Below are 26,965 nucleotides of genomic sequence, written 5' to 3' on the forward strand. Positions count from 1 at the left end.
CGATCAGGTGTTGAACCCGCATGTTACGCTACTGTCTCCATCGCCTGCTCGTCGGGCTCGCCATGCTGCTTGCGCTGACGGTGCTGATCTTCACGCTGCTGCAGCTGACGCCGGGTGATCCGATCGATGCCTATATCGATCCCAACGTCGCCATGACGAAGGAGGCGATGGACGCGCTGCGCGCGCGGCTCGGCCTCGACCAGCCGCTGCCCGTGCAGTATCTCGCCTGGCTGTCGCAGGCCGCGCAGGGCAATCTCGGCCATTCGCTGCAGCGCTTCAACGAGACGGTATCCGGCCTCATCCTCTCGCGCATCGGCCCCACCCTCCTCTTGATGGGCGCCGGCCTCTCCATCGCCGTCGTCATCGGCATTGCCAGCGGCATCCTCAGCGCGGTGCGCCGCAACACCGTGCCCGATTACTCGCTTTCGGTGCTGGCGCTGCTCGGCATTTCCAGCCCGGCCTTCCTCACCGCCCTGCTCGGCCTCTACGTCTTTTCCGTCCGGCTGAAATGGACGCCGTCGGGCGGCATGCTCACCCCGGCGACCGATTTTTCGGTGGGCGATCTCCTGCACCACCTCATCCTGCCGGCGACCGTGCTGTCCATCGGCCATGCGGCGCTGATCATGCGCTACATGCGCGCCTCGATGCTCGAAGTGCTGAACCAGGACTATGTCCGCACGGCGCGCGCCAAGGGCGTCCGGGAGTTCTGGGTCGTCACCAAGCATGCCCTGCGCAACGCGCTCCTGCCCGTCGTCACGCTGATCGGCTCGACCATAGGCCTTGCCGTCGGCGGCGCCATCTTCGTCGAAAGCGTCTTCAACTGGCCGGGCATGGGCCTGCTTCTGATCAGCGCGGTGGAGACGCGCGACTATCCGGTCATCATGGGGGCCACGCTCGTCATCGGCGCTTGCGTCATCGTCGTCAACATCCTGACCGACCTCGCCTATGCGGTCATCGATCCGCGCCTCAAGGTAGCCTGAGATGACAATGCCCGCCTCCCCTTCCTCCTCCGGTCCGCTGGCGCGGGCAACCGGCCGCTTCCTCCTCAACCGGGCGGCCCTCGTCGGCGTGGCGCTGCTGCTTCCGCTGCTCGCCGCGGTCCTGACCTATCCCCTCTGGATGCCCTACAGGCCCAACGACATCGACCTCCTGGCGATGAATGCCGCCCCATCGGCGGCGCACTGGTTCGGCACCGACGGCGTCGGGCGCGACGTGCTTGCAAGAACGCTGGAAGGCGGGCGGATCTCGCTGCTGGTCGCCGTCTCCTCCGTCGTCCTGTCGACGGCCATCGGCTTTCTCGTCGGTGCGGTCTCGGCCTTCGGCGGGCGCTTCGCCGATGCGCTCGCCATGCGCTCGGTCGACCTCGCCATGACGCTGCCGCCGGTGATCTTCCTTCTGGTCCTCGCCTCCATCGTCGGCTCCGGCATCTGGTCGACCGTCGTCGTCATCGCGCTTTTGTCCTGGCCGGTCCTGTCGCGCATGATCCGCGCGCGCCTGCTGGAACTGCGGGAGCGGGAATTCGTCATGGCCTCGCGCGGCATGGGCGCGGGCATCGGGCACCTCCTCTTCCGCCACGGCCTGCCCAATTCGATCGACATCCTCGTCGTCTACGCCACGCTGCAGGTCGCCAACGCCATCCTGCTGGAGGCGGGCCTCTCGTTCCTCGGCCTCGGCGTGCCGCCGCCGGCGGCGAGCTGGGGCAACATGCTGAATGCCGCGCGCTCCACCGCCGTGCTCGAACAGTATCCCTGGCAATGGCTGTTTCCCGGCGGCGCGCTGGTGCTTGCCGTGCTGGCCATCAACTTCATCGGCGACGGTCTGAGGGACGCCTTCGACCCCCGCGCAGACCTCAATTGAAACCCCGGAAAGAGAAGCAAATGTCCAAGTTCTTCGGTGTCGTTCCTCCCGTCGTCACCCCCCTCAACGACGATTTCTCTGTCGATTACGCCTCCTATACGCGCGTCCTCGAACATCTGATCGACAATGGCTGCCACGGCCTTTTCCCGCTCGGCTCGACCAGCGAGGTGGTGTTCTACGACGAGGCCGAGCGCCGCAGGATCCTCGAGCACACGGTGAAGGTCGCCAACGGCCGCGTGCCCGTGATCGCCGGCGCCATCGATCCGGCGACCGACCGCGTCATCCGCCATGCCCGCACCGCCAGGGAGGTGGGGGCCGATGCCGTGGTCGTCACCGCGCCCTTCTACACCATCACCAGCCAGGCCGAGACGCTGGATCACTTCCGCATGATCCGCGACGCCGTCGATATCCCGCTGATCGCCTATGACATCCCGGTCTGCGTCCACACCAAGCTCTCCCGCCAGACCGTCGTGACGCTGGCGCAGGAAGGCACGATCATCGGCCTGAAGGATTCCTCCGGCGACGACGGCAATTTCCGCTATGCCCTCAGCGATCTCGCGGGCAACAAGGACGTCTTCCTGATGACCGGGTCCGAGATCGTCGTCGACAGCGTGCTCGCCATGGGCGCGCACGGGGTCGTGCCGGGCCTCGCCAATGTCGATCCGGCAGGCTATGTCCGCCTCTGGGACGCCGCAAAGCGCGGCGACTGGGCCGCCGCCCGCACGGAACAGGAGCGGCTCTGCCGCCTGTTCGAGATCGTCTGGGTCGCCGCCGGCCGCGTCAGCGGGGGTGCGACCGGCGTCGGCGGCTTCAAGACCGCGATGCGCAGCCTCGGCATCATTTCCACCAATGTCATGGCGCGTCCGCGCGCCCCGCTCAACGAGGCCGAAACGCGCAGGATCGACGAGATCCTGCGCTCCGTCGGCCTCCTCGCCTGAGGTCGCCGATGACGTCCGAACCCATTCTTGAGATCAGCAACCTCAGGACCGTCTTCCGCTTGCGCGGCCGGGAGATCGCCGCCGTCAACGGCATCGATCTTGCCATCTGCCCCGGCGAGACGGTGGCGCTGGTCGGGGAATCGGGTTCGGGCAAATCGGTGACGAGCCTCTCCGTCATGCGGCTGCTTGCCCGCAGGATCGGCGTGATCGACGACGGTTCGATCCGCTTCCGCGGCAAGGACGGCAGGACGAAGGACCTCGTCACGCTCGGCGAGGAGGAGATGCGGCAGATCCGCGGCAACGACATCGGCATGGTCTTCCAGGAGCCGATGACGAGCCTCAACCCCGTCTACACCGTCGGCGACCAGATCTCCGAATCGCTGCGCGTCCACCGGCGCCTCGGCCGGCGGGAGGGCATCGAGGCGGCCGTCGGCCTGCTCGACAAGGTCGGCATTCCCGATGCGCGCCGCCGGGTGGGCCAATATCCGCACGAACTGTCCGGCGGCATGCGCCAGCGCGCCACCATCGCCATGGCGCTCGCCTGCGATCCGACGCTGCTGATCGCCGACGAGCCGACCACGGCGCTCGACGTGACCATCCAGGCGCAGATCCTCGATCTCATGCAGTCGCTGCAGCGCGAACGCGGCATGGGCATGCTGTTCGTCACGCACAATCTCGGCGTGGTCGCCGAGATCGCCCACCGGGTCGCGGTGATGTATGCCGGCCGCATCGTGGAGACTGGCCCCGTCTCCGAGGTGTTCAGGACCCCGCGCCATCCCTATACGATGGGGCTCTTGAAATCGATGCCGCGCCTCGGCACGGCGAGCGAGATGAAACGGAGCGGCGCAAAGCTGCCCGCCATTCCCGGCATGGTGCCGAGCCTTGCCGACCTTCCGGCCGGCTGTGCCTTCGCGCCGCGATGTCCCTTCGCGACCGAGGCCTGCCGCCAGGCCATGCCCGCGCTTTTGCCTGTCAACGACCGTCACGACAGCCGCTGTATCCGCTGGCAGGAGATTTCCGCATGACCGAAGCGCCCCTCCTCTCCGTCCGCGGCCTTGCCAAGCACTACCAGACGCGCGGCGCCACCCTGAAGATCCTTCAGGACATCTCCTTCGACATCGCAAAGGGCGAAGTGGTGGGGCTGGTGGGCGAATCCGGCAGCGGCAAGACCACCATCGGCCGCTCGGTCCTGAGATTGATCGAGCCTTCGGCCGGCGCGGTCGTCTTCGACGGCGACGACCTGACGACGCTTTCGGGCGGCGAGTTGCGCCGCCGGCGCCCGCGCATGCAATATATCTTCCAGGATCCCTACGCCTCCCTGTCGCCGCGCATGACCATTGGCGAGATCCTGACGGAAGGCCTGAAGATCCAGGGCATCGGTTCGCGGGCGGAGCGGCTGGAGCGGGCCGGGAAGGCGCTCGAACAGGTGGAGCTGCCGCCGGACGCCATCAACCGCTACGCCCACGAATTCTCCGGCGGCCAGCGCCAGCGCATCGGGATCGCGCGGGCGCTGACGCTCGCGCCGGACTTCATCGTCGCCGACGAGCCGGTATCGGCGCTCGACGTGTCGATCCAGGCGCAGGTGGTAAACCTCATGCGCGACCTGCAGCAGCGCCTCGGCCTGACCATGCTGTTCATCTCGCACGACCTTGCCGTCGTCGAATATATCTGCGACCGCGTCATCGTGCTCTATCTCGGCCGCATCATGGAGATCGCCACCAGCGAGGACCTCTATGCCCGCCCGCAGCATCCCTACACGCAGGCGCTGATGTCCGCGATCCCCTCGCCGGATCCGGATCTGGCACGCAAGCGCGAAATCCTGAAAGGCGACATTCCCAGCCCCGCCAATCCGCCGAGCGGCTGCGTCTTCCGCACCCGCTGTCCCAAGGCGCTCGACGCCTGCGCCGCGGCGGTGCCGCAATTGCGGGAAGTCGCGCCGGGCCACCTCAAGGCCTGCATCCGCGACGACATCGGGTATCCGGAGCCATAGAGAAAGCGGCACCGGATCCGACCAGGCGGGCCGATCCGGTCACGGGAGCTCGGGGCGCATCCCCAGGACGCTCGGCAGCGCGCGTGGGCCGACGCTTGCCGTCCCTATCCGGAAACAGGGTCGGAATACGCGATCCCGGAGGCGAGCCAGGCATCGACCTGTTCATCCGCATAGCCGAATTCGCGCAGGATCTCGCGCGTGTGCTGGCCGACCAGGGGCGCGGGCCGGCGGATCGTCGCAGGCGTTTCCGAATGGCGCACTGCGGGCGCGACGACTTTGACCGTGCCGGCGCGTGGATGCTCGTAGCTCGTCACCAGTCCCATGTGGCGCACCTGCGGATCTTCCGCGGCCTGGAGATGGGACTTCACCTCGCCGCACCAGATGTCGGCGGCCAGTAACGCCTCCAGCAGCGCCGCCGTCGTCCATTTCCCGGTCTCCGCCGCCAGCCGGCGCCAGATCTCGTCGCGTTGCGCAAAGAGCTTTTCGGGATCGTCGTAGACGAGAAGGTCGTCGTTGCCGAGCACGCCGACGAGCGTGCGGTAGGGGCTCATGGCGATCGTCACCCAGCCGTCACGGGTCGGATAGGTGCCGAACGGCGCATCCATGCCCGGATGGCCGATGCCCGAACGCGGCCGCTGGAAATCCTCGTTGAAGTTCAGCGCCGTCACCATTTCCTGGTTCTGGTGCGCGAGCATGCCGGCAAGCAGGTTCACCTTGACCTCCTGCCCCTGCCCGGACTTCTCGCGCCAGTAAAGCGCCGAGAGGATGCCGTAGACCATGTTCATCGCGCCGATCTGGTCGGAAAAGCCGGCGCCGACGGGCGTCGGCGGCGCGTCGGCCTGCCCGGTCGCCGCCATGATGCCGGTCAGCCCCTGCACGAGCATGTCCTGGCCCGGCCGGTCGACATAGGGGCCTTCCTCGCCGTAACCGGAACCGGAGCAATAGATGATCCGCGGATTGACCGCCCGGAAGTCCTCGTATCCGTAGCCCATCGCCTTCATGACGCCCGGTCGGAAGTTCTGGACCACGATGTCGGCGCTCTTCGCCATCTCCATGAGGACCCCGTGCACGTCCGGGGATTTGAGGTTCAGGGCGATCGAACGCTTGTTGCGGTTCCAGGCAAGAAAGTTCGGGCTCTCGCTGCCGCCCACCCATTTGTTGCGGAAGGTCAGCGAGCGGAAGAGATCGCCCTTGCCGGGACGCTCGACCTTGATGACGTCCGCCCCCATGTCGGCCAGAAGCTGCGTGGCGAAGGGGCCTTGCAGGAGGTGCGAGAAATCGAGGATGCGGATGCCTGCTAGGGCGGCGGGGGTGGACGTCTGGGTCTCGGTCATGATGTCAGCCTTTTCGGTCGTCGAGATGGCCCCTCGCACCATGGCGCGCGCGGAGCCAAAGGGTGCGCAGGACGGCAAGGGTGGTTTCCGGTTCCTCCCGCCGCTCCAGCGCCAGGCGAATGCGTTCCGCCGCGGCCGTCTGGAAGGCGATGTATCCGTCGAAGCGGGGGCGCAGCAGTGCCCTTTCCGCTGTTGCGAGCGTGTTGCGATAGAAATCGCCCCAGGCGCCGTTCGTCCCCGCATCCTGCCAGGCGGCCCGCGCCGAGGGCTGGCCGCCGAAGGCAGGAAAGACCTCGACCTGCGTCGGCGCGGCAAGCAGCGAGGCGATATGCGCCAGCAGCGCCGGCGTCGGCTTGCAGCGGCGGGAAAACGCGATGCCCGTGCCGCCGATGACGCCGCCCGCACCGCCCGCCCGGCGCAGCGTGTCGGAAAAACGGATCACGTTGGGCGCATGGCCCGGCGCGGCATAGGTGACGTAGCCGAAGACCAGCGGCACGAGCGCGATGTCCCGGCCGCGCGCCATGGCTTCCAGAAGGCCGATCGGATTGAGCCTTTCGCTTGCCGGGGGCCGGCGGGCATAGAGGCGGTGCATGACCTCCAGCGCGGCCGCGCCTTCCGCATCGGGCAGGAAGTCCCCGCCCCCCACGCGCCCGCCCGCGCCCGCCACCATCGACATCAGGGTCAGCACCGCATGGGGCCCGGCGAGCGACTGCGCCACCGGCAGGCGCGCCGCCAGTGCCGAAACCTCGTCCCAGTCACGGGGCGGTTCGGCAAGGAGGTCCGCGCGGCGGGCCATGACCTGGGTGGCGACGTCCAGCGGCAGCGCCCAGGTCCTGCCGTCCCAGCGGTAGCTCTCGGCGGAAGGGCCTATGCTGTCCCGCCGCCAGCTCGCAAGCTGTTCGGCGGAATAGAGCTCTTCGAGCGGGATGAAACAGTCCTCCGCGACCGCCTCCCCGATATGCGGGTGGTCCATGACCAGGAGGTCGTTGCGTTCGGCGAGCGCGCGGATGGGCGCGCTTTCGAAGCCTTCGAGCGGCTGCCTGTTCCAGTGGATCAGCGGCTGCGCAAGGCCCGCATTCACCCGGCGCGCGGTTTCGGCCAGGGCGTCGTAGCCGCGGGGATGGTCCCATGTGAGGCCGATAAAGGTCATGCCGTGGCCCTCCACAGCGGCGGCGCCCCGATATCGCAGTCGATCGCCGCGATATGCCAGCGGCCGAGATTGGCCGCGAAAAGCCGCGTGCCGTCGAAGGCAATGTTGGTGGGATGGCAGAGCACATGGGCCGTCGGATCCTCCGCCAGCGTGGCGACGGCGCCGTGCGCATCGACGCGCAGGATACGGGAAGGCTCGTAGAGCGCGACCAGCAGATTGCCGGCCCCGTCGAAGGCAAGCCCGTCCGGATAGCCCGGCAGGTCCGTGGCGAACGGAGTGATCGCGCCCGCGCCGCCATCCGCCGCGATCGCGATGCGCGACACGCGCCGGGCGAAGGTCTCGCAGACATAGAGCGCCTCCTCCCCCGGCCGTATGGCCAGCCCGTTGGCGAAGGTGAAACCGGCGTCGCACCAGAGGCTTCCGGGCCTACCCGCAAGATCGAAGGACCAGATGCCCGGCCCCGGCCGGCCGGGATCATGGCTGTCCGAGACGAGAAGGCGGCCCCGCCGCCGATCGACCACCGGATAGTTGGGAATGCGCAGACCCGGTGCGGCAAGCCGCTGGAGGGAGCCGGCGGCAAGGTCCAGCCGGAAGACGGCGGCGTGCTTGAGGTCGCAGGCATAGAGCGCCCTGTCGCCATCGAAGGCAAGGCCGAGGATGAAGCCGCCCGTCCCCGCGACCCGCTCGATGCGGCTGCCGTCCGGGGCGATGCGGCAGATCTCGCCGTCCTGATTGCCGCACCAGACCCAGCCGTCCGGGCCGATGGCAACGCCTTCGGGATGGCTGAGCCGCGGCTCGCTCCAGATCCCGTCGAAGAACACCCGCAGGCGATCCTGCGCGAGGAGAGGCGCCGGCATCATACCTCCTCCCGGCGCAGGCCGGTCGCCGCGTCGAAGAGATGCATGCGCCCGGGCTCGAAGTTCAGGGTGACCGGCGCGCCGCGCTCCAGCCCCGCCTCCGGCGCAAGCTTTGCGGCGATCAGGGCATCGCCGGCCTTCACCGTCAGGATCGTGCAGTCGCCGAGCAGTTCGGACGAGAAGACCGTGCCGGAGAAATGGCCGTCGCCCTCCGGCGCGATGCGCACATGCTCGGGCCGCACGCCCAGCAGGACATCGCCAGCCGCATGCGCCAGCGGGAAACGCCCGCCCTCGCTGGAGAACCAGCCGTCCAGAAGCCGGCCCGGCAGGAGGTTCATCGGCGGCGAGCCGATGAAACCGGCGACGAAGGTATTGGCCGGGCGCGCATAGATCTCGGCCGGCGTGCCGATCTGCTGGATCGTCGCCTTGTTGAGCACGACGATCCGGTCGGCCAGCGTCATGGCCTCGACCTGGTCGTGGGTCACGTAGATGGTTGTGACGCCGAGGTCGCGCTGAAGGTTCTTCAGCTCGCCCCGCATCACCGTGCGCAGCTTCGCGTCGAGATTGGAGAGCGGCTCGTCCATCAGGAAGACCTGCGGGCGGCGCACGATGGCGCGCGCCAGCGCCACGCGCTGGCGCTGGCCGCCGGACAGTTCGGCGGGGCGCCGGGTCAGGAGATGGCCCATGTCCACCCGCTCGGCGGCGGCGCGCACCAGCGCCTCCCGCTCGGGCCGCGCGACCTTTCGGATCTTCAGCGGATAGGCGATGTTCTCGCCGACGGTCATGTGCGGGTAGAGCGCGTAGTTCTGGAAGACCATGGCAAGGTCGCGGTCGCGTGCCGGCATGTCGTTGACCCGACGGCCGCCGATGCGGATCTCGCCCGAGGTCGGTTCCTCCAGCCCCGCGACGATGCGCATCGTCGTCGACTTGCCGCAGCCCGAGGGGCCGAGCAGGACGAGGAACTCCCCGTCCCCGATGGAAAGATCCAGCCCCGCAAGGGCGGTATAGGCGCCGAAACTCTTGGTCAGCTTGCGCAATTCGATTGCGGCCATGTCACTCGTGTCCTTTCAGGAAGTCGCGGCGCCAGGGCAGCTCGATCCGCCGCCCGGCACTGTCCGAGATCGTGAGCCGATCCCCCTCGACGGAAATGTTCGCGATATCGGCCCACCCCTCCGGACGGGGCAACGCGCCCATCACATGGCGGACGACATGGCTGCGCCCCGCGGCAAGCGGCAGGCCCGTCGCCACGCCCTCGGCGGCGACCGGATTGGCGGCCGCGGCCGCCGCTTCGCCGGCAGGCCCGGCGCAGCAGCCGTCCTCGATGCCCGTCACGCCGACGACACGGCCATTCCATGGCGCATGGTCGCGCCCGCCGTTCGAAAACCACAGCATGGTGACCGGCAGGACGCACGGGTCCTTGAGGAAGAAGACGATGTCGTCCTCATCCTCGCGGATCACCGCGGACCAGCCGAGCGCCGCATCCGGCGCCTCGACGAGGGTGACGAAGTCCTCGTTGCGCCGGCCGATCGGCCAGTGCGAGAGATCGACGGTCCTGCCCTCGGCGCCGGCCATCCGGCGAAGGTCCGTGCCGCGCGTCGGATAGGCAAGGCACGAACGGCCCGGTTCGAAAACCTCGGCAAGGGTGAGCGCGGCGCGCTTGCGCGAAGTGAAGAAGCGGCCTCGGCCCGACAGGTGCAGCACCGGATGATGGGCGACGGGCAGCACGCCCTCTCCCCCGTCGATCCCATGCTCCTGGTAGAGCAGCGGCGCGTCCTTGGCGATTTCGAGACGCTTCGTGATCCGCGCGCCGGATACGTCGCGCGCGAGAACGGAGCGGATGGCATGGGGTTCGTGCGCCTCCACACGCCACGGGCTGTTGGCGGTCCAGCCATGGGCGGGAACGTCCGGATCGGCGGCGGCCGCGAACGGGGCGCAGAAGAAGTCTCCGGCGAGCCGGCGTTCGGCGGGCGAAAGGCCGGAAAGCGCCCGCGTCGCCGGCTCCTCCCGCCAGGGCGCGGCATAGAGCGGCTCGAACGACCGGCCGGCCCAGTGGAAGGACAGCCGCGGAATGTTGCCGACCGCGGGGTCGAACTGCAGCGCACCGCATGCCGTGCCGATGGACACGAGATCCCGCATCATTCGCCCCGGATGGCGAGGCCGCCGTCGCAGCGCACGATCTCGCCGGTGATGAAGCTCGCCTTGTCCGACGCCAGGAAGGCGACGAGTTCGGCGACCTCCACCGGCTGGCCGAAGCGGCCGATCGGATGCGCCCGGTTCCAGCTGTCGATCAGGGCCTGCGCGTCCTCGGTCTCCTCGAAGATCTTCTCGTTCATCGGCGTCATGATGGTGCCGGGCGCGACCGCGTTGACACGGATGCCCGCCTTGGCGAGGTCGATCGCGCATTGGCGGGTCAGCGCGATGATCGCCCCCTTGGCGGCGGCATAGGCCGGCCAGCCCTGAAAGCCGATCAGCCCCTGGACCGAGGAGAGGTTGACCACGGCCCCGCCGCCGCGCCTGCGGAGCAGGGGCACGCAGGCCTTCATCGTGCGCCAGAAGCCGGTCAGGTTGGTGTCGATCACCGTCGTCCAGCGTTCCTCGTCGATCTCGTCGATCACGCCGTTGAGGGCGACGGCGGCATTGTTCACGATGATGTCGAGGCCGCCGAAGCGCGTTTCGGCAAGCCGCGCCATCGCCTCCATGTCCGCAAGACGGCGGACGTCGCCGCTGAGGAACGCAACGTCGTTCCCGAGCCTGTCCGCCAGCGCCGCGCCGCTCGCCTCGTCGATGTCGGAAAAGACGACCTGCCCGCCCCGCGCCGCGAAAATCTCCACGCAGGAGCGGCCGATGCCCTTGGCGCCGCCCGTCACGACAATGACCTTGCCCTTGAATTCCATGATTATTCCATCCTGAACTGGGGATCGCGCTTTTCCAGGAAGGCATCGATCCCCTCCTGGCCGTCGGCCGTCGAATAGAGGCGGAACAGCACTTCCTGCTCGAGGCTCTTGGCCGCCTCGATGCCGGCATCCTGCCCTTCGCGCAGCAGCCGCTTCATCTCGGCCGCCGCCAGCGGGGCGACCTTGAGGCAGGCGCGCGCGCGCCGCAGGATGGCCTCGTCCATGCCCGCAGCGGGAACCACGTCGGCGGCGATGCCGAGCTCCAAGGCGCGCTGCGCCGAAAGCCGCCAGCCTGCGAGAAGAAGGTCGGAGGCCGCATATTTGCCGATCGCCCGGAGCAGCCGCTGCGTGCCCCCGCCGCCCGGGCAGAGGCCGAGCCGGCCTTCCGGCAGGCCGAGCTGCGCCGTCTCGGAGAGGATGAGGATGTCGCAGCAGAGTGCGATCTCGAACCCGCCGCCGAGCGCAAAGCCGTCGACCGCGCAGATGACCGGCTTGCCGATGCGTTCGAGCCGGTCGAAGACGCGGCGGGAGTTGAACTGGTAGGCGGTGAATTCCGCCCGCTTGTTGCCCTGGTATTCGGCAATGTCGGCGCCCGCGACGAAGGCCTTGCCGCCCGCCCCGCGCAGCACGATGACGCGCACGCCGGGATCGGCGGCGGCGGCATCCAGTGCGGTCTCGAATTCCCGCATCAGCGGCGTCGAGAGCGCGTTCAGCTTTTCCGGCCGGTTGAAGAGAAGCTGGCGGATGCCGGGAGAAAGATCCGTCGGTTCGATCAGCGCCATGGCCTAACCTTTCACGGCACCGGCGGTGATGCCGGCGACGAAGTAGCGTTGCAGGAAGAAGAAGACGGCCATGACGGGCAACGAGACCATGACCGAGGAGGCCATGAGCTCGCCGTAGCGGATACCGTACTGGCCGATGAAGTCGTTGAGGCCGACCGGCAGGGTGCGCATCTCCTTCGTCGAGGTGAAGGAAAGCGCGAAGAGGAACTCCTGCCAGGTCACGATCAGCACATACACCGAGGTCGCGATGAGGCCCGGCCGGGAGAGCGGCACGACGATGTCCCAGAACACCCGCATCGGCGTCGCGCCGTCCACGGCCGCCGATTCCTCCAGCGCCGCCGGAAGCTTCAGCAGGAACCCCCGCAGCATCCAGATCGCCACCGGCAGCGTCACCGACACATAGGCAAGGATCAGCGACCAGTAGGTGTTGAGCAGATTGGCGCCGCGCATCATCTTGTAGATCGGGATGATGATCGCCGAGTGGGGAAACATCTGGGCCAGGACCACCAGCCCGATCAGCGCCGAGATGGCGGCAAGCTGCCCGCGGGTGAAGCTGTAGGCGGCGAAAAGGCCGAGGCTGACCGTGATGGCGACCGTCGAAAGCGACACGACGAGCGAGTTGAGGAAGTAGGTCCGGAATTCGGGCCGGAACGCCGTGATGTAGTTGCCGATCGTCGGGTCGTCGGGCCAGAGCCGCGCCGGGATCGCGAAGGGTTCCGTCGGCGGCTTGAGGCTGACGGAGATCATCCAGAAGAACGGCAGGAGGACGACGGTCGCCAGCAGGAGCTGGAGCAGCATCAGTCCGAGGCGCGTCGCGCGGGTCTGGTTCATGCTGCGGCCCTCCGCCGGCTGGCCCCGCCCTGGACGATGGCGTAGAGCGCCACGAGCACGGACAGCACGAGGATCGAGAACACGCCGTAGGTCGCCGCCTCGCCGAAGCGGAACTGGCCGAAGCCCGTTTCGAAGATCTTGGTCGGGAAGATGTGGGTCGCCGATTGCGGACCGCCCTTGGTCAGCACCCAGATGATGTCGAAATAGTTGAAGGTGAGGATCAGCGTCAGCACGATGTTGACCACGATGACGTCCCGGATCGCCGGCAGCGTGACGTCGAGCAGGCGGCGGACCGGTCCCGCCCCGTCGAGCATCGCCGCCTCGATCTGGCTCCTGTCGACGTTCTGGAGCGCCGCCAGATAGATCAGCATGGAGAAGGGAAACCCCTTCCAGACGGCCGCGACGATCACGGAGGCCATGGCCATGCGGCTGTCGGCGAGCCAGGCGACGCTGTTCTCGATAAGCCCTGCCGAAAGAAGCAGCGAGTTCACGAGGCCGAGCTGCGGATCGTACATGAAGCGCCACAGGATCGCGGCAACGACGCCCGGCAGGATGAAGGGCAGGAGCACGATGGCGCGCAAGGCGCCCTGCATCGGCAGGTTCTGGTTCAGCAGCAGCGCGGCGAGGAAGCCGAAGACGTTCTGGAGCAGCACCACGCCGAGCGTCCAGACGATCGAATTGACGAGCACTTCCGCAAAGGTGCCGTCCGCGAGCACGCGCCGGTAGAGCGCGAGGCCCGCGAACTTCGGATCCGGGTTCAGAAAGCTCGTCTCGTGAAAGCTCTCATAGACCGTACCGACCATCGGATAGTACAGCATGACCGCCATCAAAAGCAGGGCGGGTGCAAGAAGCAGCCAGTAAAGCCGGCGGTCTTGGCGCATCGGAAAAGCCTTGTCCTGTGCCGCACCCCGTTTCCGGGATGCGGCGGAAGATGGATTAGTCGAGGGCGTTGATGGCGTCGCAGGCCTTCGCCGCCGCATCGGCCGGCTTGCCGCCCGCATAGATGTCCTGGAACATGGCGACCTGCGCATCCGCAAGTTCGAGATAGCGCGGCGAGAGCGGCCGGGCCTTGGCATTGTCGAGATGCGTCATGATCGTCTGCGGCTCCTGGCGGTTCTTCGCCAGGAAGGCTTCGGCAGCCTTCTTGTTGGCCGGGATGAGGTCGACGACGTCGCCGTTGACATCCTCGCGCACCATGAACTGGATGAATTTCCAGGCCGCGTCCTTGTGCGCGGAGGTTTCGAAGACGGCGAGGTTCCAGCCGCCGAAGGTGCCGACCGGGGTCTTGCCCTCGGGCGCCGTGCCGTTCACGAAGCCCCAGCTGAGGCTGCTCTTCTGCAGGGTCGGCTGCTCCAGCGCGGGCCAGAACTCGATGGCCAGCGAGCCGTTCAGGAACAATTCGCGCATGTCGCCCGACGAAGCGTTCAGGATGCCGCCGGGCGCGAACTTCGAAAGCTCCTGGAGATAGGCGAGCGCCTCGACGGCGGGCGCCTCGGTCAGGGCGCAGCTTCCGTCGTCGTTGAGGATCCGGCCGCCATTCGAGAAGATGAAGGAATCGCCGACGACGACCGTGTCCTCGCCCTTGTGGCCGAACAGGCCGACACCGAACTTGCCATCGGCCGTAAGCTTCTCGGCCGCCGCCTTCAGGCCCTCGAAGGTGCCGAGGCTGGCCGGATCGACCTTGGCCGCATCGAGCAGTGCCTTGTTGTAGTAGCTGAACTGCCAGACATCGACATTGAACGGAATGCCGTAGAGCTTGCCGTCCAGCACGGCCGAATCCCAGGCGCCGCCGAAGAAGCCGTCACGGGAAAGACCGGCCGCGGCGGCCTCTTCCGTCAGATCGGAGACCGCACCCGCCTTGGCGAAGGCGCCGACCCAGATCTGGTCGAGCGTCGCGATGTCGGGCGCATTGCCGCCCTGCACCGCCGTCAGCAGCCGCTGCTGGTATTCCGGATAGGGAACGGTCGTGACCTCGATCCTGATATCGGGGTTTTCCGTCATGAACCGCTCGACCGCCGCCTTCTGCACATCGGAGAGGCCGCTTTCGGTCTGCTGGTTGTCCCAGAACTGAAGCGTCACCTGCTGGGCAAGCACCGGGCTTGCCGAAAGCAGGGCCGTTCCAAGAAATACGGTCGTCATCAGTGATCGCGTCATGGTTTCCTCCCTCGCGATTGGATTGTCTCAGGACTGAATTCTGTAGTTCCCGTCCGCCTCTGCCGTCGGCTCGGGATGGATTTCGCCCGCGATCAGCACGTCGATGCCGACCGAACGGAAGCGCTGGCGATCCTCGGGCAAGGCGCCGTCGTCGGTGAGCACGGAGCGGATCTGCGAGATGCCGGCGATGCGATGGTTGGCGTCCGAGCCGAGCGCGACGCTGTCGGCGAGCACGATGCCAACCTCCGCCGCATTGATGAACCGCAGCGCCGCCAGCGCCCGGCGCTCGTCGAGCGAGGAAAGGCCGAAGCCGGGCGTCACGCCGTCGACCGCAATGAAGGCAAGATGCGGGCGCACCCGCTCGAAGATCGCCCCGAGGCTGGGGCCGACGAGGCAGCGGTCCGCCTTCTGGTATTCCCCGGCGGTCAGGATCACCTTGACCGCGGAAACGTCCTCCAGCGCATGCAGCACGTCGAACGCGTTCGTCACGACCGTAACGCCCTGGAGCTGCTCCGGCTTGCGCACCGCCAGGCTGCGCAGTTCCTCTGCAAGGAACGTGTTCGCCTGCCCCTCGTTCAGGGCGACGACCATTCCCGGGCGAACGAGCTGGGCCGCGCTTTGCGCGATTTCGCGGCGCAGCCGGGCGATCTCCGCGGAAATGCCGTGATGCGGCGGCGACACGACGAGCGTGGCGCCATAGAGCGCGCAGCGCACCAGCATGGCCGCCGCCATGCTGCGATACCAGTCGTGCGCCGGATAATGCGGCAGGAAGCCGATCCGGCGCGTGCGGAGAAGCTTCGCCTGGAAGCTGAGGCGAATGTCGCCCAGCCGTTCCAGGACGTCCTCCCTCAGGCGCCAGCCCTGGGCGCCCGTCTCGAAATAGTCGGGCAGGGTTTGCGGCGTGACGATGGCATGCGGCGTGACGGTATCCGGCGGGCTCTGTCCGAGAATGCCGAGAACGGCCATGTCGATGGCAAGGCGACCGACGACCTCCGGGAACAGGGCCCCGACGGCCCGAAGCGGACCGCGTTCAAGAAGCCGCGCCATGAACGCGGCGCTTTCGCCCCCCATCGAATAGACGGCGACCTTCCTGTCCAGGCGCTCCGCCGCCTCGATCCCCGCTATGGCGGCATGATCGTTCACCGCGAAGACCAGGTTGATCGTCTCGTCCGCCGCGAAGGCATCGTGGGCGACGCGCAGGCCGATCCGGTAGCTGCCCTGCCCGTTGACCCGATGAACGGCCACCGGCTTGACGCCCGCCTCGGCCAGGCCAGCCTCAAAACCCGCCACGCGCTCGCGCGTGTTGGGCAGTTCGGCGACGCCGATCACGAGCATCGAGAGCGGCCTGTCGCCGACTTCGCGGGCCGCCAGCCGGCCGAGCTCCACCCCTGCGGCAAAATTGTCCGGGCCGAGATAGGCCCCGCCCGGCTGGGATGCGCTTTCCGCGATGAAGGGGATGCCACGGCGCACGATTTCCCGCCTGAGCACCTCGCTTCCCCGGCCGGTGATCGGCGGCAGGATGACGGCATTGAGCGAATCGAGATCGGAAGCGAGCGGGTTCGTCTCCGCGCCCGGCAGCGCCCCCTTGGCGCGCACGAGCGCATCGTCCGGCATCACCGCCCCGCCGTGGCGTCGCCGGAGCGCACCGAGCTCGTCCAGATGGACAAGGTCGCGCCGGATCGTCACGGCAGCGACGCCGGGCATGAAGCGTTGCAATTCCTCCATGCTCACCACGCCCTGTTGGCGCAGCAGGGAAAGAATCCGCGCATGTCGCTGCTCTTTGATCATTTGATCTCCTCTCCGATTACAATCACGAAGGCATCGCTGGATATCAACGACAAGACGGGCGGGGCCGGCTACGGATGGAGATCATTCAGTAGATAGTGATCAAAAACGATCACGCAGGTTTTCCCGCGCGACGGCTCCCTCCAGGCGGGTGCGCAGCAGGGCGCGGTTGCCGATGTCCGCCAACGCGTCGTGCCTCGCCATAGGGCGAGCCGCTCTTCATTCCCCTTGCGTGCCTGAATATTCTCGGCGGCACCGCAGGCGCGCATGGAAATCCACATGAAGCCGGCGACGACTTCGGGAGCCGCGCTGGGCAGGAGGGTGATGGACGAGAGCGTCTTGTGGAAATTGATCGGCCGCCGGAACGCGATCGCCGAGATGAGGAGGGCGATTTACTTCTTGCCCGTCACTCCGGACGGACAAGGAGCCCGTTCAGGACAGTGTTCGTGATCGTTTTCGCTGCCAGATCGTAATCGGCGGTTCGAAGCTGCCGGACGTCCAGCGCGTCGCAAGCGAGCGCCTCGAACTCGACGTAGAACTGGGTAGCCGACCACAGCAGGATGAAAAGGTGCCGTGCATCCACCCTGACGATCTTTCCCGCCTCCGCCCAGCCATCGAGTACACCGGCCTTTTCAGCGGTGACCTTGCGCATATGCTCGCGCGCTTCAAGCGAAAGGTGCTCCGCCCCCTGCAGGATTTCGTTGGCGAACAAGCGCGTTTCGGCCGCGTTCCCGCGGGCATGCTCCAGCTTGGCCCGAACATAGGCCTCGATTGCCTCCGCGGGCTCGCGGTCTGCGGATATATGACGGAACGCTTCGTCCCAACTATGGATCAGGCGGTCGATCGTGGCGTTGTAGATCTCCTCCTTCGACGAGAAGTAGTAGTAGACATTGCCCTTCGGCAGCCCCGATGCCTTTGCGATCTCGACGATCCGGGCACCATCCAGTCCCTTCCTCGAAAAGACCTCGACGGCTGCGGTCAGGATCTTGAGCACGTTCCGTGCCCTGATCCGCTCATCCGAAACAGCGTGCGAAGGAACCCCTCGACCAGAGGCCACATTGTTGGTTTTCGGTTCCTCTGTCATCGTCTATCCCGTTAATTTATTTAGATTTTATTTGTAACCGCCGCTCGTTCCAACGGTCAATTCTTCCTGGTGGAGCTTGCCGGGCGGGCGTTCTGGCTCTCCCGGATTCGAAGCACCAATAAAAAGGAAGTTGACAAGATGGTCAACTTTCTTCATGAAAAGCTGACAAAACGGTCAGGTTCTGGAGGAGCCGCCGCAATTCGACTGCCTTGAGGAGGGTGCGCATGGCCATGTCGCTACGGGCCGCCATGACCAAATTCATGGCCGACTGGTCGACCGACCTGGACGAGACCTGGCGCGCGCTCATCGGGCATGCAGGCCCTGATTTCTATGCGGTGGCGCCCGAGCTCGAGCTTGAGGTCTGGGAGCCGATCTTTCCCGTCCGCCGCGGAAAGCACTTTCCGGGAATGCCCGCCGGCGCCCACTGCCTGCGGGCCTTCGACGGGATCGCTCCTGAGGACGTTCGCTGCGTCATCCTCGGCCAGGACCCCTATCCCGAACCCGGCTTTGCAACCGGCCGGGCCTTCGAGGCGGGAAACCTCGCCGAGTGGCGCGAGATGGACAAGATGTTCTCGAAGAGCATCCGTGTCTGGACCCAGCTGATCGTGGCAGCCCGGACCGGGGACCTCTCCTACGCCCGCAGTTTCGCCGATTGGCCGGGGACGCTTGCCGCCATCGAGAACGGCACCGTCGCGCTGGAAGCCCCGTCCCGCATAGCGGATCGCTGGGTCGGCGAAGGCGTTCTGCTCCTCAACGCCTCGCTCACACTCACCCGCTTCAAGGTCGAGATCGATGCGCACCAGTCCAGAGGCCATTTGCGACTCTGGCGCCCGATCATCCTGGAGACCCTGCGCAGGCTCGTGGCGCGGGGAAAACCGCTCGTGTTCATGGGCTTCGGTGACGCGGCGGCGGAGGCGTTCGCCGAGGCCGGCATCGACGAACGGATCGGCAGCCCCTTCCGCTGCATCCTGCGCGACCACCCTGCCCGCGCCGACGCCGTCCTTTCAAGGCCCAACCCTTTCATTCTCTGCAACGACTACCTGGAGGAGATGGGCGCTCGTCCCATCGCGTGGTGACCATGGCGGCAACGAAGACATACGATTTCATCATCATCGGCGCCGGCTCGGCCGGCTGCGTGCTGGCCAACCGCCTGTCCGCCGATCCCGCCAACAAGGTGCTTTTGCTGGAAGCCGGCGGCAAGGACCTCAATCCGCTGTTCCGCCTGCCCATGCTGATGGGCAAGCTGTTCCATTCGGGCATCTACAACTGGCATTATCATACGGAGCCGGAGCCGCACCTGAACGGGCGCTCGCTCTACTGGCCGCGCGGCAAGGTGCTCGGCGGCACGTCCACCATCAACGGCATGATCTATGTGCGCGGCAACCGTCACGACTATGACCGATGGGCGCAGATGGGTGCTGCCGGCTGGTCCTATGACGAGGTCCTGCCGGCCTTCCTGCGGTCCGAGGCCCACGTCCAGCGCAACGGTGCCTTCCACAACACCGAGGGCGAACTTACCGTCTGCCGGGCGCGCGGGTGGAACGGGCTTCTCGATGTCTTCAACCAGGCAGGCGGAGAGGCCGGATATCCGCTCAATGACGACTTCAACGGCGAGGAGCAGGAAGGTTTCGGCCGCTACGACTTCACCATCACCAAGGGCAAGCGCTGCTCCACGGCCTATGCCTTCCTGAGGCCCGCAAGAGACCGCCCGAACCTGACGATCCTGACCCGTGCCCATACGAGGCGCGTGCTCGTCGAGAACGGCCGCGCGGTTGGCGTCGAGTTCAGTCGAAGGGGCAACACGTCGAAAGTCTATGCGGACCGCGACGTGATCCTCTCGGCCGGCGTGGTCAACTCGCCGCAGATTCTCATGCTTTCGGGGATCGGCGCGGCCGGCGAGCTTGCGGAACACGATATCCGTGTCGTCCGGGACCTTCCCGGCGTCGGCAAGAACCTTCAGGACCATGTCGACTGCGTCATGGCCTATGAGTGCCGCGAACCGGTCACGCTCTATTCGGACCTCAGGGCCGACAAGCTCACCTGGTCCGTTGTCCAGGGCATGCTGTTCGGGGAAGGCATCGCCACGACCTTCCCCTACGAGGCCGGGGCCTTCGTCAAGTCGCGCACCGACCTTGCGGCGCCGGACATCCAGCTTCACTTCATGCCGGCGCTCGAAAAGACGGCAAACCTGCATTTCCCGAACCCGTTCAGGAAGGAGCGGGTGGAAGCCAATCACGGCTTCTCGCTGCGTGTCGGCCCGGTCAATCCCGAAAGCCGGGGCGAGATCACGCTGCGTTCGGCCGACCCGATGGATCGCCCGCGTATCACCGCGAACTACCTGCAGACCGAGTTCGACATCCGCACGATGATCAACGCCATCCGCATCACGCGCGAGATCATCAGCCAGAAGGCTTTCGACAAGTATCGCGGCCAGGAACTCGCGCCGGGGCCGGCCGTCGAAAGCGATGCCGAAATGGTCACGTGGCTGCGCGCCAATGCCATGACGACGTTCCATCCCGTCGGCACCTGCAAGATGGGCAGCGATCCGATGGCCGTGGTCGATTCCCGCCTGAACGTTCACGGCATCAAGGGGCTGCGCGTCGCCGACGCCTCGATCATGCCGATCATTTCCAGCGGCAACACCAATGCCCCGGCGATCATGATCGGGGAAAGAGCCGCCGATTTCATTCTCAAGGAGACATCCAGATGATCGTCGAGCATCGCACCTACACATTCCGGCCGGGAACCGTCGACGGCTGGCTGAAGAAATACGAGGCCGAGGGCCTGCCGATCCAGAAACGGCACCTGAACACGTTTCTCGGGCTCTATGTCAGCGAGGTCGGCGCCCTGCACACGACGGTGCTGATGTGGGGCTACGACAACCTCGCGGACCGCGAGGCGCGGCGGACCGCCATGTACGCCGATCCCGAATGGCAGGCGTTCATTTCCGGGGTCTGGTCCCTCGATGCGATCCAGCGCCAGGACGTGATGATCATGAACCCGGCGCCATTCTCGCCGGGCGCCTGAAGCGGGAAGCGGTATCCCGCATCCCGAAAGAAATCGGCCGGCGCGCTGCGCCTGCCCAACGACAAGAAGACGCAGACATCGAACCTCCAGAGCAAGGGAATGGGAAAATGACGAACAGAACCTCGAATGAAATCAACGTGCTGCGCCACACGATCGGCCGCCGCTCCTTCCTCAGGACGTCGGCGGGATTGGCCGCCTTCACCATGGCGGGCGGTCTTTTGACGGCCGCGGCGCATGCATCGGGCGGCCTCGTGGCGCTGGTGCACACGCAGGCGGCAGGCGATGCCGGCCCGGTGGACTCGATGATCGCCAAGCTCAAGCAGCTCTCCGGGGAACAGGGCTTCGAATATCGCGCGGTCTACGCCCAGGACCCGGCGACCTACGAGACCATCTTCCGCACGCTGGGCGATGCCGGCGCGGCGGTTATCGTATCGACCTTCAACGAGGTCGCGGAACCCTTCAAGGCGCTTGCGCCGTCTTACCCCGACACAAAGTGGATCCAGCTTTTCGCCGACCCCTTCGAGCCGGCGATCCCGAACGTCGTGACGGTCGCCTACGACTACTATCTCGGTTGCTATCTCTCCGGCATCTTCGCTGCGCGCGTCAGCAAGTCGGGCAAGCTGGGCTTCATCGGCGGCGTCTCCATTCCGCCGATCAATGCCGACTACAACGCGTTCAAGGCAGGCGCGGAATCGGTGCGTCCGGACGTGTCGGTAACGGTCGCCTTCGCCGGCTCCTTCCAGGACCCGGCCAAGGGACAGGAGATCGCGACCCAGATGTATTCGAGCGGCATCGACTACATCCAGACCGACGCGGCCGCGACCGACTTCGGCATCATCGCCGCGGCGAACGAGGTGGAAGGCCGGCTGGTCAGCGTGCTCGATCCGGCACAGTTCCCGCAGGGACCCAGGTCCGTCATTTCGATCGTCGGCCTGGACTTCGGCACCTCGCTCTACAACGAAGTCACGAAAGCGCTCGGCAGCGGTTTTGCCGGTGGCACGCATGAGCATACCGGCCTCGGAACGGGCGTGATCGACTTCATTCGCTCTCCCCTCTTCGCCGAACAGGGGCCGGCGGACATCATCGCCAGGGCAAAGGAAGTCGAGCCCGAAATAGCCGCGGCGCGGGCGGCGATCCTGGACGGGTCGCTCAAGGTGCCGTTCAATACGAACCTCTGACCTTCCATCGGATCATGCTGCGATGAAAGAAGACAGATCCCCCATATTTGAATGCCGCGATGTGACGGTGCGCTACGGCCCCGTCGTCGCGCTCTGCGGTGTCGGAGCCGTCTTCGAACGTGGCATGATCCACGCCGTGGTCGGGCAGAACGGCGCGGGCAAGACGACCTTTGCCCGCGTCCTGGCCGGTCTCGTGCGCCCGGCATCCGGCGAACTTGCGATCGACGGGCGGTCCCTTCCGGGCGGCAATGTCAACGATGCCCGCATGGCGGGCGTCGAGCTCGTCCACCAGAGTTTCGCCCTGCCGCCCTCCTTCACCGTTGCCGAGGCGATGCAGTTCGGCGCCGCGGGCGGAGGGATGTTCAGCAAGAGCCGCCTGGAAAAACGGTGGCAACCCCATTTCGACGCGCTCGATGTCAAGGTCCAGGCCCGGCAGCGCATCCGCGACCTGCCGGTGGAAACGCAGCAGGGCGTGGAAATCGCCCGCGCGCTCGTCTCGGATGCCAAGCTGCTCATCCTCGACGAGCCGACGGCGGTGCTCTCGCCGGAAGGCGCGGAAAAGCTCTTCGAGCGCGTCCGCCGATTGAAGGAGCGCGGCGTCACGGTCATCCTGATCCTGCACAAGATCCGGGAAGTCCTGGCCATCGCCGACACGGTGACGGTCCTGCGCGGCGGGCGGCTTGTCGATGGACCGCTGGCCTGTGCCGGCATAGACGCGGATCGCCTGGCGGAACTCATCATCGGCCCGGCCGGCGCGCGCGTCCTGAATTCCGAGGACAAGGCCGCGCTGACCGGCACTGCGGCGGTGACACATGCCGGGCAGCACGACGCCCCCGCCGAGGCCACGCCCATCCTCAGGATGCGTGCCGTTTCCACGCGGCCCGATCCCGAGGGCCCGGCGCTCGAAAAGGTCGACCTCGACATCCGCCCGGGAGAAATCATCGGGGTGGCGGGCGTCGAAGGCAATGGGCAACGGACGCTTGTGCGGGCGATCTCGGCGCTGGCGGACCTCGTCGAGGGCGAGATCGCCATCGGCGACGGCGACGTGACCCGCGCCCCGCTTGCGGCCCGGCGCGCGGCCGGGCTGCGCGTCATCCCCTTCGAGCGCAATGTCGAAGGGCTGAGCCTGACAAGCTCGCTCTGGGAGAACTGGTCGGCCCGCAGCCTTCTCCAGATGCCGCTCCTTTCCGCCATCAGCCCCGCCGCCATACGAAGGCAGTGCGATACGGCGCTCAAGCAATGGGACGTGCGCTATTCCGAGGTCGGCCAGCGGGCCGGCTCGCTCTCCGGCGGAAACGCGCAGAAGGTCATCCTGTCGCGCGAAATGGACGAAAGCGCCCGCCTCATCCTTGCCGCCCAGCCGACGCGCGGCCTCGACATCGGGGCGACGTCCTTCGTATGGGAATCGATGCGCAGCGCGCGCTCGCGCGGCTGCGGCCTGCTGTTCATCTCCTCCGATCTCGACGAGATCTTCGACATCTCCGATCGGGTGATCGTCATGCTGTCCGGACGCATCGTCGCGCAGTTCCGTCCCCCCTATGATATCGCCGCCGTCGGCGCGGCCATGACAGGAGTGCTGAGATGATCGATCGTCTTGTCTCGGTTTTCCGTGCCCTGATCTTCATCCTGATCGGCCTTGCGCTTTGCGGCATGATCTTCCAGGCGGCCGGCTACTCGGCGCCGTTGATGTTCCACGCGATCGCCGATGGCGCCTTCCTGCGGACCGGCGCCCTGCAGCAGGCGCTTCGCTGGGGCCTGCCGCTGTTCATCACGGCGGTCGGCGTGGCCGTTTCCTTCCGGGCGGGCTATTTCAATATCGGCGCCCAGGGCCAGTTCTACATGGGCGCCATCGCTGCCGCCTTCATGGCGGAATGGCTGAACGGCGCACCGGCTCCCGTCGTGATACCGGCCTGCTTTCTTGCCGGCATGACGGGCGGCGCGCTTTGGGCGCTTTGGCCTGGCCTGCTCCGGCTGAAGTCGGGCGCCGACGAGGTGATCACCACGCTGATGGGCAACTTCATCGCCGGCCTGGTGCTTCTCTACGTGACGGCCGGGCCGCTGAAGGACCCGTCGGGCACGGGGCAGCAGGCCTCCAGCCGGCCGCTCGACGGCGCCTACCGCATCAGCGACTCGCTCGGCCTGTCCCCGACGATCATCGGCATTGCCGTGGTGGTCGGCGTGGTCCTGTGGCTTCTCGTCAACCGCACGGCCTTCGGGGTCTTGTCGGGCCTTGCCGGCCGAAACCCGACGATGGTCGAATGGCAGGGGGCAAGGACCTGGCGCATCGGGCTTGCGAGCTTCCTCCTCAGCGGCGCCCTTGCCGGTCTTGCCGGCACCATCGAGTTCATGGGCCCCAACGGGCGGCTGACCGGCGGTTTCCTGCCGGGTCACGGCTTCACGGCCATCCTCATCGCGCTCGTCGCCAATTTCTCCGTCGTCGGGACGGCCTTCGTCTCGCTGTTCTTCGGCGGCCTCGCCTCGGCCGCCCTCTACCTGCCGATCATGGCCGGCCTGCCGTCCTCGGCGATCGACATCATCAATGCGGCCATCGCGCTCTTCATCACCGCAAAGTCCAGTCTCGTCGACCGGATCGCGAAACTCGGGGGACGGATATGGAAGACTTCGTAATCGCCATCCTGCGCTCCGGCACGCCGCTGATCTATGTGGCCCTTGCCGGCGTCATCGCCCAGCGCGCCGGCATCTGGCATCTCGGCCTGGAGGGGCTGATGATCACCGGCGCCTGCGCAACGGTTCTCGGCATCGTGCTCACGCAATCGATCTGGCTCGCCCTTCTCGGAGCGATCGTGGCCTGCGTCCTCGGCTCGATCCTGTTCTGGTTCGTGGTGGAGAAGCTCAAAGCCAACCAGATCATCGCCGGCCTCGGGCTTTCGGGCCTCGGGCTTGGCGGCACGGCGCTCGCCGTCCAGTCGATATTCGGGACACAGGCGGCGGTCAGCGCGCCCTTCGGCCTGCCGCGCATCGGCCCGGCATTCGGAGCCTTCGGCTCGCTCTCCATCCTGGTCTTCATCATGCCGGCGATCGTGTTCGCGATGTGGGTGCTGTTGCGGCGAACCCGTTTCGGCCTGCGCCTTGCGGCGTCGGGCGAGCACCCCTTCGCCGCGCGCGGCGTTGGCGTCAACCCGTCTGCGATGCGCCTTGTCGCGCTGATGATCGGCGGCGTGCTCTGCGCGCTTGCCGGCGCCGAGCTCGCCACCGGAAGCCTCCAGATCTTCGCCCAGAACATGACGGCCGGCCGGGGGTTCATGGGCTTTGCCGCCGTCATCTTCGGCGCCGGCCATCCCATTGGGGCAACCCTTGCCGCGGTGTTCTTTGCCGTCGTCGGCGCGCTCGGCATCAGGGCGCAGCTTACCTTCGGCGATCGCATCCCGCACGATCTGCTGCTGGCCCTGCCCTACATCGCGACCGTCCTCGGCATCTGGCTGAGCACGCAGTTGCGCGGCGGCACCAGGGCAAACAACGCCTTCGGCGAACTGCGCGACCAATGACACCGGCCCGCGACGCAGCGCGACAGGAGCAGGAGAAACCCATGCCCCAGACATTGATCAAGAACGCGACCCTGCTGACGATGGATGCCGCGAACGGAAGCAAGCCGTTCAACGGTGACATCCTGATCGAGGGAGGCCGCATCGCCGCTATCGGGACGAACCTCGCAGCGCGCCCGGATGCCACAATTATCGATGGCCGGGACCGGCTGGTGATGCCGGGCCTCGTCAACGCCCACACCCATTCGAGCGAGACCTTCTTTCGGGGGCGGTTTGAAGGCATGCCTCTCGAAATCTGGCTCCTCTACGCCTATCCGCTGCTGATGGGACCGGTCATCGACGAACGGCTTCTCTACCTGCGCAGCCTCCTGCTGGCGATGGAATCGCTGCGCAACGGCGTCACGACGATGTGCGACGATTTCTTCGATCCGCCCGCGCACGACCTCTCCCGGCTCTCCGCCGTGTTCAGCGCCTATGCGGACGCGGGCATCCGTGCCAATGTCTCCAGCGCCGTCATGAACGTCCACACGCTGGACGCCCTGCCCTACGCCAGGCAGGTGATGCCGCTCCACCTTCAGGAGAAGCTCGATTTCGGTCCGCCCATGTCCGCCGCGGCCTATATCGACTACTGCCGCTCGGCCTTCGCGGCGCTGCACGGCCGGGCCGGACGGCTCAGTTTCATGATCGCACCGTCGGCGCCGCAACGCTGCACGCCGGACATGCTTCAGGCCTGCCATGCCCTGGCCGTCGAGATGGGCGTGCCGCTGCACACGCATATTCTCGAAACCAAGACGCAGGCCGTGACCGGCCAGGCATTCTTCGGCAAGAGCCTGATCGCCTATATGCGCGATCTCGGGGCACTGTCGCGCAACACCACCATCGCCCACGCCGTCTGGGTGAGCGAGGACGATGTCGCGATGATGGGCGAGGCCGGATGCTCGGTCGCCCACAACGCCGTCTCCAACCAGAAGCTCGGGGCCGGCATCGCGCCGATCCGGCAGCTGCTCGACGCCGGCGTGACGGTCGGCCTCGGCACGGACGGCGTCTCGTCGAACGACACCGCCCGCATCTTCGACGTCATGCGGGTCGCCGGCCTGGTCCACAGCGTTTCCGGCCCCGACCACGACAGATGGATCCGCGCCGACGAAATCCTCGCCATGGCGACGATCGGCGGCGCCCGCAGCGCCATGCTGGAAGACGTCACCGGTTCGCTGGAGGTCGGAAAGGCCGCCGATCTTCTGATCCTCGACCTCACCACCCTCAGCTTCACCCCGCTCAACGACATTGCAAAGCATCTCGTCTATGCCGAGAACGGTTCGTCGATCGAGACGGTGATGGTCGCGGGAGAGGTCGTCGTCCGGAACGGCCGCCTTCAGACGATCGACGAGGCCGCGATACTGGCGGAGATCCGTGAGCGTGTCCCCGCGCATCTGGCCGCGCATGCGGAGCTGGAGAAGCTGAACGCAGCCTTCCACCCCACAATGGCCGAAATCCACCGGCGTTCCACGTCAAAGGCCATCGGCATGAACCGCTATGCCGGCAATGACGGCTAGGGAGGCCGCTCGATATCCGGGCTGTCCTTGGAAGCATGACGCAACCGT

At 66.7% G+C, this 26,965-nt stretch carries 25 protein-coding genes; 13 read left to right on the forward strand and 12 right to left on the reverse strand.

Annotated features, from left to right (window positions below; all coding sequences use genetic code 11):
* The first annotated feature begins 20 nt into the window (after positions 1–20).
* The 5 genes from AABF56_RS11030 to AABF56_RS11050 are packed head-to-tail and all read left to right on the forward strand — an operon-like array spanning position 21 to position 4,785.
* Positions 21–980 (forward strand): ABC transporter permease, encoded by a 960-nt coding sequence (locus AABF56_RS11030; protein WP_272805948.1) that lies wholly within the window; start codon positions 21–23, stop codon positions 978–980.
* Between the two features lie 7 nt (positions 981–987).
* Positions 988–1,857 (forward strand): ABC transporter permease, encoded by an 870-nt coding sequence (locus tag AABF56_RS11035; protein WP_272807492.1) that lies wholly within the window; start codon positions 988–990, stop codon positions 1,855–1,857.
* 20 nt (positions 1,858–1,877) lie between these two features.
* Positions 1,878–2,795 (forward strand): dihydrodipicolinate synthase family protein, encoded by a 918-nt coding sequence (locus AABF56_RS11040; protein WP_272805949.1) that lies wholly within the window; start codon positions 1,878–1,880, stop codon positions 2,793–2,795.
* A gap of 8 nt (positions 2,796–2,803) precedes the next feature.
* Positions 2,804–3,820 (forward strand): ABC transporter ATP-binding protein, encoded by a 1,017-nt coding sequence (locus tag AABF56_RS11045; RefSeq protein WP_272805950.1) that lies wholly within the window; start codon positions 2,804–2,806, stop codon positions 3,818–3,820.
* Positions 3,817–4,785 carry an ABC transporter ATP-binding protein gene (locus AABF56_RS11050; RefSeq protein WP_272805951.1) on the forward strand — a complete coding sequence of 323 codons (969 nt, stop codon included), beginning with the start codon at positions 3,817–3,819 and terminating at the stop codon, positions 4,783–4,785. The genes AABF56_RS11045 and AABF56_RS11050 overlap by 4 nt, the downstream gene beginning before the upstream one ends.
* Positions 4,786–4,889: 104 nt before the next feature.
* Here AABF56_RS11050 and AABF56_RS11055 read toward each other — a convergent pair whose 3' ends face one another.
* The 12 genes from AABF56_RS11055 to AABF56_RS11110 form a co-directional block, all read right to left on the reverse strand.
* A complete protein-coding gene (locus tag AABF56_RS11055) occupies positions 4,890–6,119 on the reverse strand; it encodes a CaiB/BaiF CoA transferase family protein (protein ID WP_272805952.1) in 1,230 nt (409 codons plus the stop codon).
* Between the two features lie 4 nt (positions 6,120–6,123).
* Positions 6,124–7,269: an extracellular solute-binding protein gene (locus AABF56_RS11060; protein WP_272805953.1), complete on the reverse strand. Its 1,146-nt coding sequence runs from the start codon at positions 7,267–7,269 to the stop codon at positions 6,124–6,126.
* On the reverse strand, positions 7,266–8,126 hold the full coding sequence (locus tag AABF56_RS11065; protein WP_272805954.1) for an SMP-30/gluconolactonase/LRE family protein: 861 nt from the start codon (positions 8,124–8,126) through the stop codon (positions 7,266–7,268). The genes AABF56_RS11060 and AABF56_RS11065 overlap by 4 nt, the downstream gene beginning before the upstream one ends.
* On the reverse strand, positions 8,126–9,178 hold the full coding sequence (locus AABF56_RS11070) for an ABC transporter ATP-binding protein (RefSeq protein ID WP_272805955.1): 1,053 nt from the start codon (positions 9,176–9,178) through the stop codon (positions 8,126–8,128). Before AABF56_RS11070 ends, AABF56_RS11065 begins: the two co-directional genes overlap by 1 nt.
* 1 nt (position 9,179) lies before the next feature.
* Entirely contained in the window at positions 9,180–10,262 is a 1,083-nt protein-coding gene (locus AABF56_RS11075) for a hypothetical protein (protein WP_272805956.1), read from the reverse strand.
* Positions 10,262–11,020 carry an SDR family NAD(P)-dependent oxidoreductase gene (locus AABF56_RS11080; RefSeq protein ID WP_272805957.1) on the reverse strand — a complete coding sequence of 253 codons (759 nt, stop codon included), beginning with the start codon at positions 11,018–11,020 and terminating at the stop codon, positions 10,262–10,264. The genes AABF56_RS11075 and AABF56_RS11080 overlap by 1 nt, the downstream gene beginning before the upstream one ends.
* A gap of 2 nt (positions 11,021–11,022) precedes the next feature.
* A complete protein-coding gene (locus tag AABF56_RS11085; protein WP_272805958.1) occupies positions 11,023–11,802 on the reverse strand; it encodes an enoyl-CoA hydratase/isomerase family protein in 780 nt (259 codons plus the stop codon).
* Positions 11,803–11,805: 3 nt separating this feature from the next.
* The gene (locus AABF56_RS11090) at positions 11,806–12,633 is read right to left on the reverse strand and encodes a carbohydrate ABC transporter permease (RefSeq protein WP_244766914.1); all 828 of its coding nucleotides are present in this window, start codon (positions 12,631–12,633) and stop codon (positions 11,806–11,808) included.
* Positions 12,630–13,514: a carbohydrate ABC transporter permease gene (locus AABF56_RS11095; protein ID WP_244766915.1), complete on the reverse strand. Its 885-nt coding sequence runs from the start codon at positions 13,512–13,514 to the stop codon at positions 12,630–12,632. The genes AABF56_RS11090 and AABF56_RS11095 overlap by 4 nt, the downstream gene beginning before the upstream one ends.
* Before the next feature lie 55 nt (positions 13,515–13,569).
* A complete protein-coding gene (locus tag AABF56_RS11100; protein ID WP_272805959.1) occupies positions 13,570–14,787 on the reverse strand; it encodes an ABC transporter substrate-binding protein in 1,218 nt (405 codons plus the stop codon).
* A 27-nt stretch (positions 14,788–14,814) separates the two neighbouring features.
* Positions 14,815–16,575, reverse strand: coding sequence for a substrate-binding domain-containing protein (locus AABF56_RS11105; protein ID WP_272805960.1), 1,761 nt, complete (start codon positions 16,573–16,575; stop codon positions 14,815–14,817).
* A 403-nt stretch (positions 16,576–16,978) separates the two neighbouring features.
* Positions 16,979–17,656 carry a TetR/AcrR family transcriptional regulator gene (locus AABF56_RS11110; protein WP_272805961.1) on the reverse strand — a complete coding sequence of 226 codons (678 nt, stop codon included), beginning with the start codon at positions 17,654–17,656 and terminating at the stop codon, positions 16,979–16,981.
* A 224-nt stretch (positions 17,657–17,880) separates the two neighbouring features.
* On the opposite strand from AABF56_RS11110, the gene AABF56_RS11115 reads away from it, so the two are divergent.
* From AABF56_RS11115 to AABF56_RS11150, 8 genes are all read left to right on the forward strand, one after another.
* Positions 17,881–18,732 carry a uracil-DNA glycosylase gene (locus tag AABF56_RS11115; protein ID WP_272805962.1) on the forward strand — a complete coding sequence of 284 codons (852 nt, stop codon included), beginning with the start codon at positions 17,881–17,883 and terminating at the stop codon, positions 18,730–18,732.
* Positions 18,733–18,734: 2 nt separating this feature from the next.
* Positions 18,735–20,366 carry a GMC family oxidoreductase gene (locus AABF56_RS11120; protein WP_272805963.1) on the forward strand — a complete coding sequence of 544 codons (1,632 nt, stop codon included), beginning with the start codon at positions 18,735–18,737 and terminating at the stop codon, positions 20,364–20,366.
* A complete protein-coding gene (locus tag AABF56_RS11125; RefSeq protein WP_272805964.1) occupies positions 20,363–20,683 on the forward strand; it encodes an NIPSNAP family protein in 321 nt (106 codons plus the stop codon). Before AABF56_RS11120 ends, AABF56_RS11125 begins: the two co-directional genes overlap by 4 nt.
* Positions 20,684–20,835: 152 nt before the next feature.
* On the forward strand, positions 20,836–21,861 hold the full coding sequence (locus AABF56_RS11130; protein ID WP_443021156.1) for a BMP family ABC transporter substrate-binding protein: 1,026 nt from the start codon (positions 20,836–20,838) through the stop codon (positions 21,859–21,861).
* Positions 21,862–21,883: 22 nt separating this feature from the next.
* Positions 21,884–23,446, forward strand: coding sequence for an ABC transporter ATP-binding protein (locus AABF56_RS11135; protein ID WP_272805966.1), 1,563 nt, complete (start codon positions 21,884–21,886; stop codon positions 23,444–23,446).
* Positions 23,443–24,489, forward strand: a complete 1,047-nt coding sequence (locus AABF56_RS11140) for an ABC transporter permease (protein ID WP_272805967.1) — start codon at positions 23,443–23,445, stop codon at positions 24,487–24,489. The genes AABF56_RS11135 and AABF56_RS11140 overlap by 4 nt, the downstream gene beginning before the upstream one ends.
* Complete coding sequence (locus AABF56_RS11145; RefSeq protein WP_272805968.1) at positions 24,474–25,367, forward strand: ABC transporter permease; 894 nt, start codon at positions 24,474–24,476, stop codon at positions 25,365–25,367. Before AABF56_RS11140 ends, AABF56_RS11145 begins: the two co-directional genes overlap by 16 nt.
* 41 nt (positions 25,368–25,408) lie before the next feature.
* The gene (locus AABF56_RS11150) at positions 25,409–26,917 is read left to right on the forward strand and encodes an amidohydrolase family protein (protein WP_272805969.1); all 1,509 of its coding nucleotides are present in this window, start codon (positions 25,409–25,411) and stop codon (positions 26,915–26,917) included.
* Positions 26,918–26,965: the final 48 nt, after the last annotated feature.

The sequence above is a fragment of the Shinella sp. WSC3-e genome, assembly GCF_945994535.1.
GTDB lineage: Bacteria > Pseudomonadota > Alphaproteobacteria > Rhizobiales > Rhizobiaceae > Shinella > Shinella yambaruensis.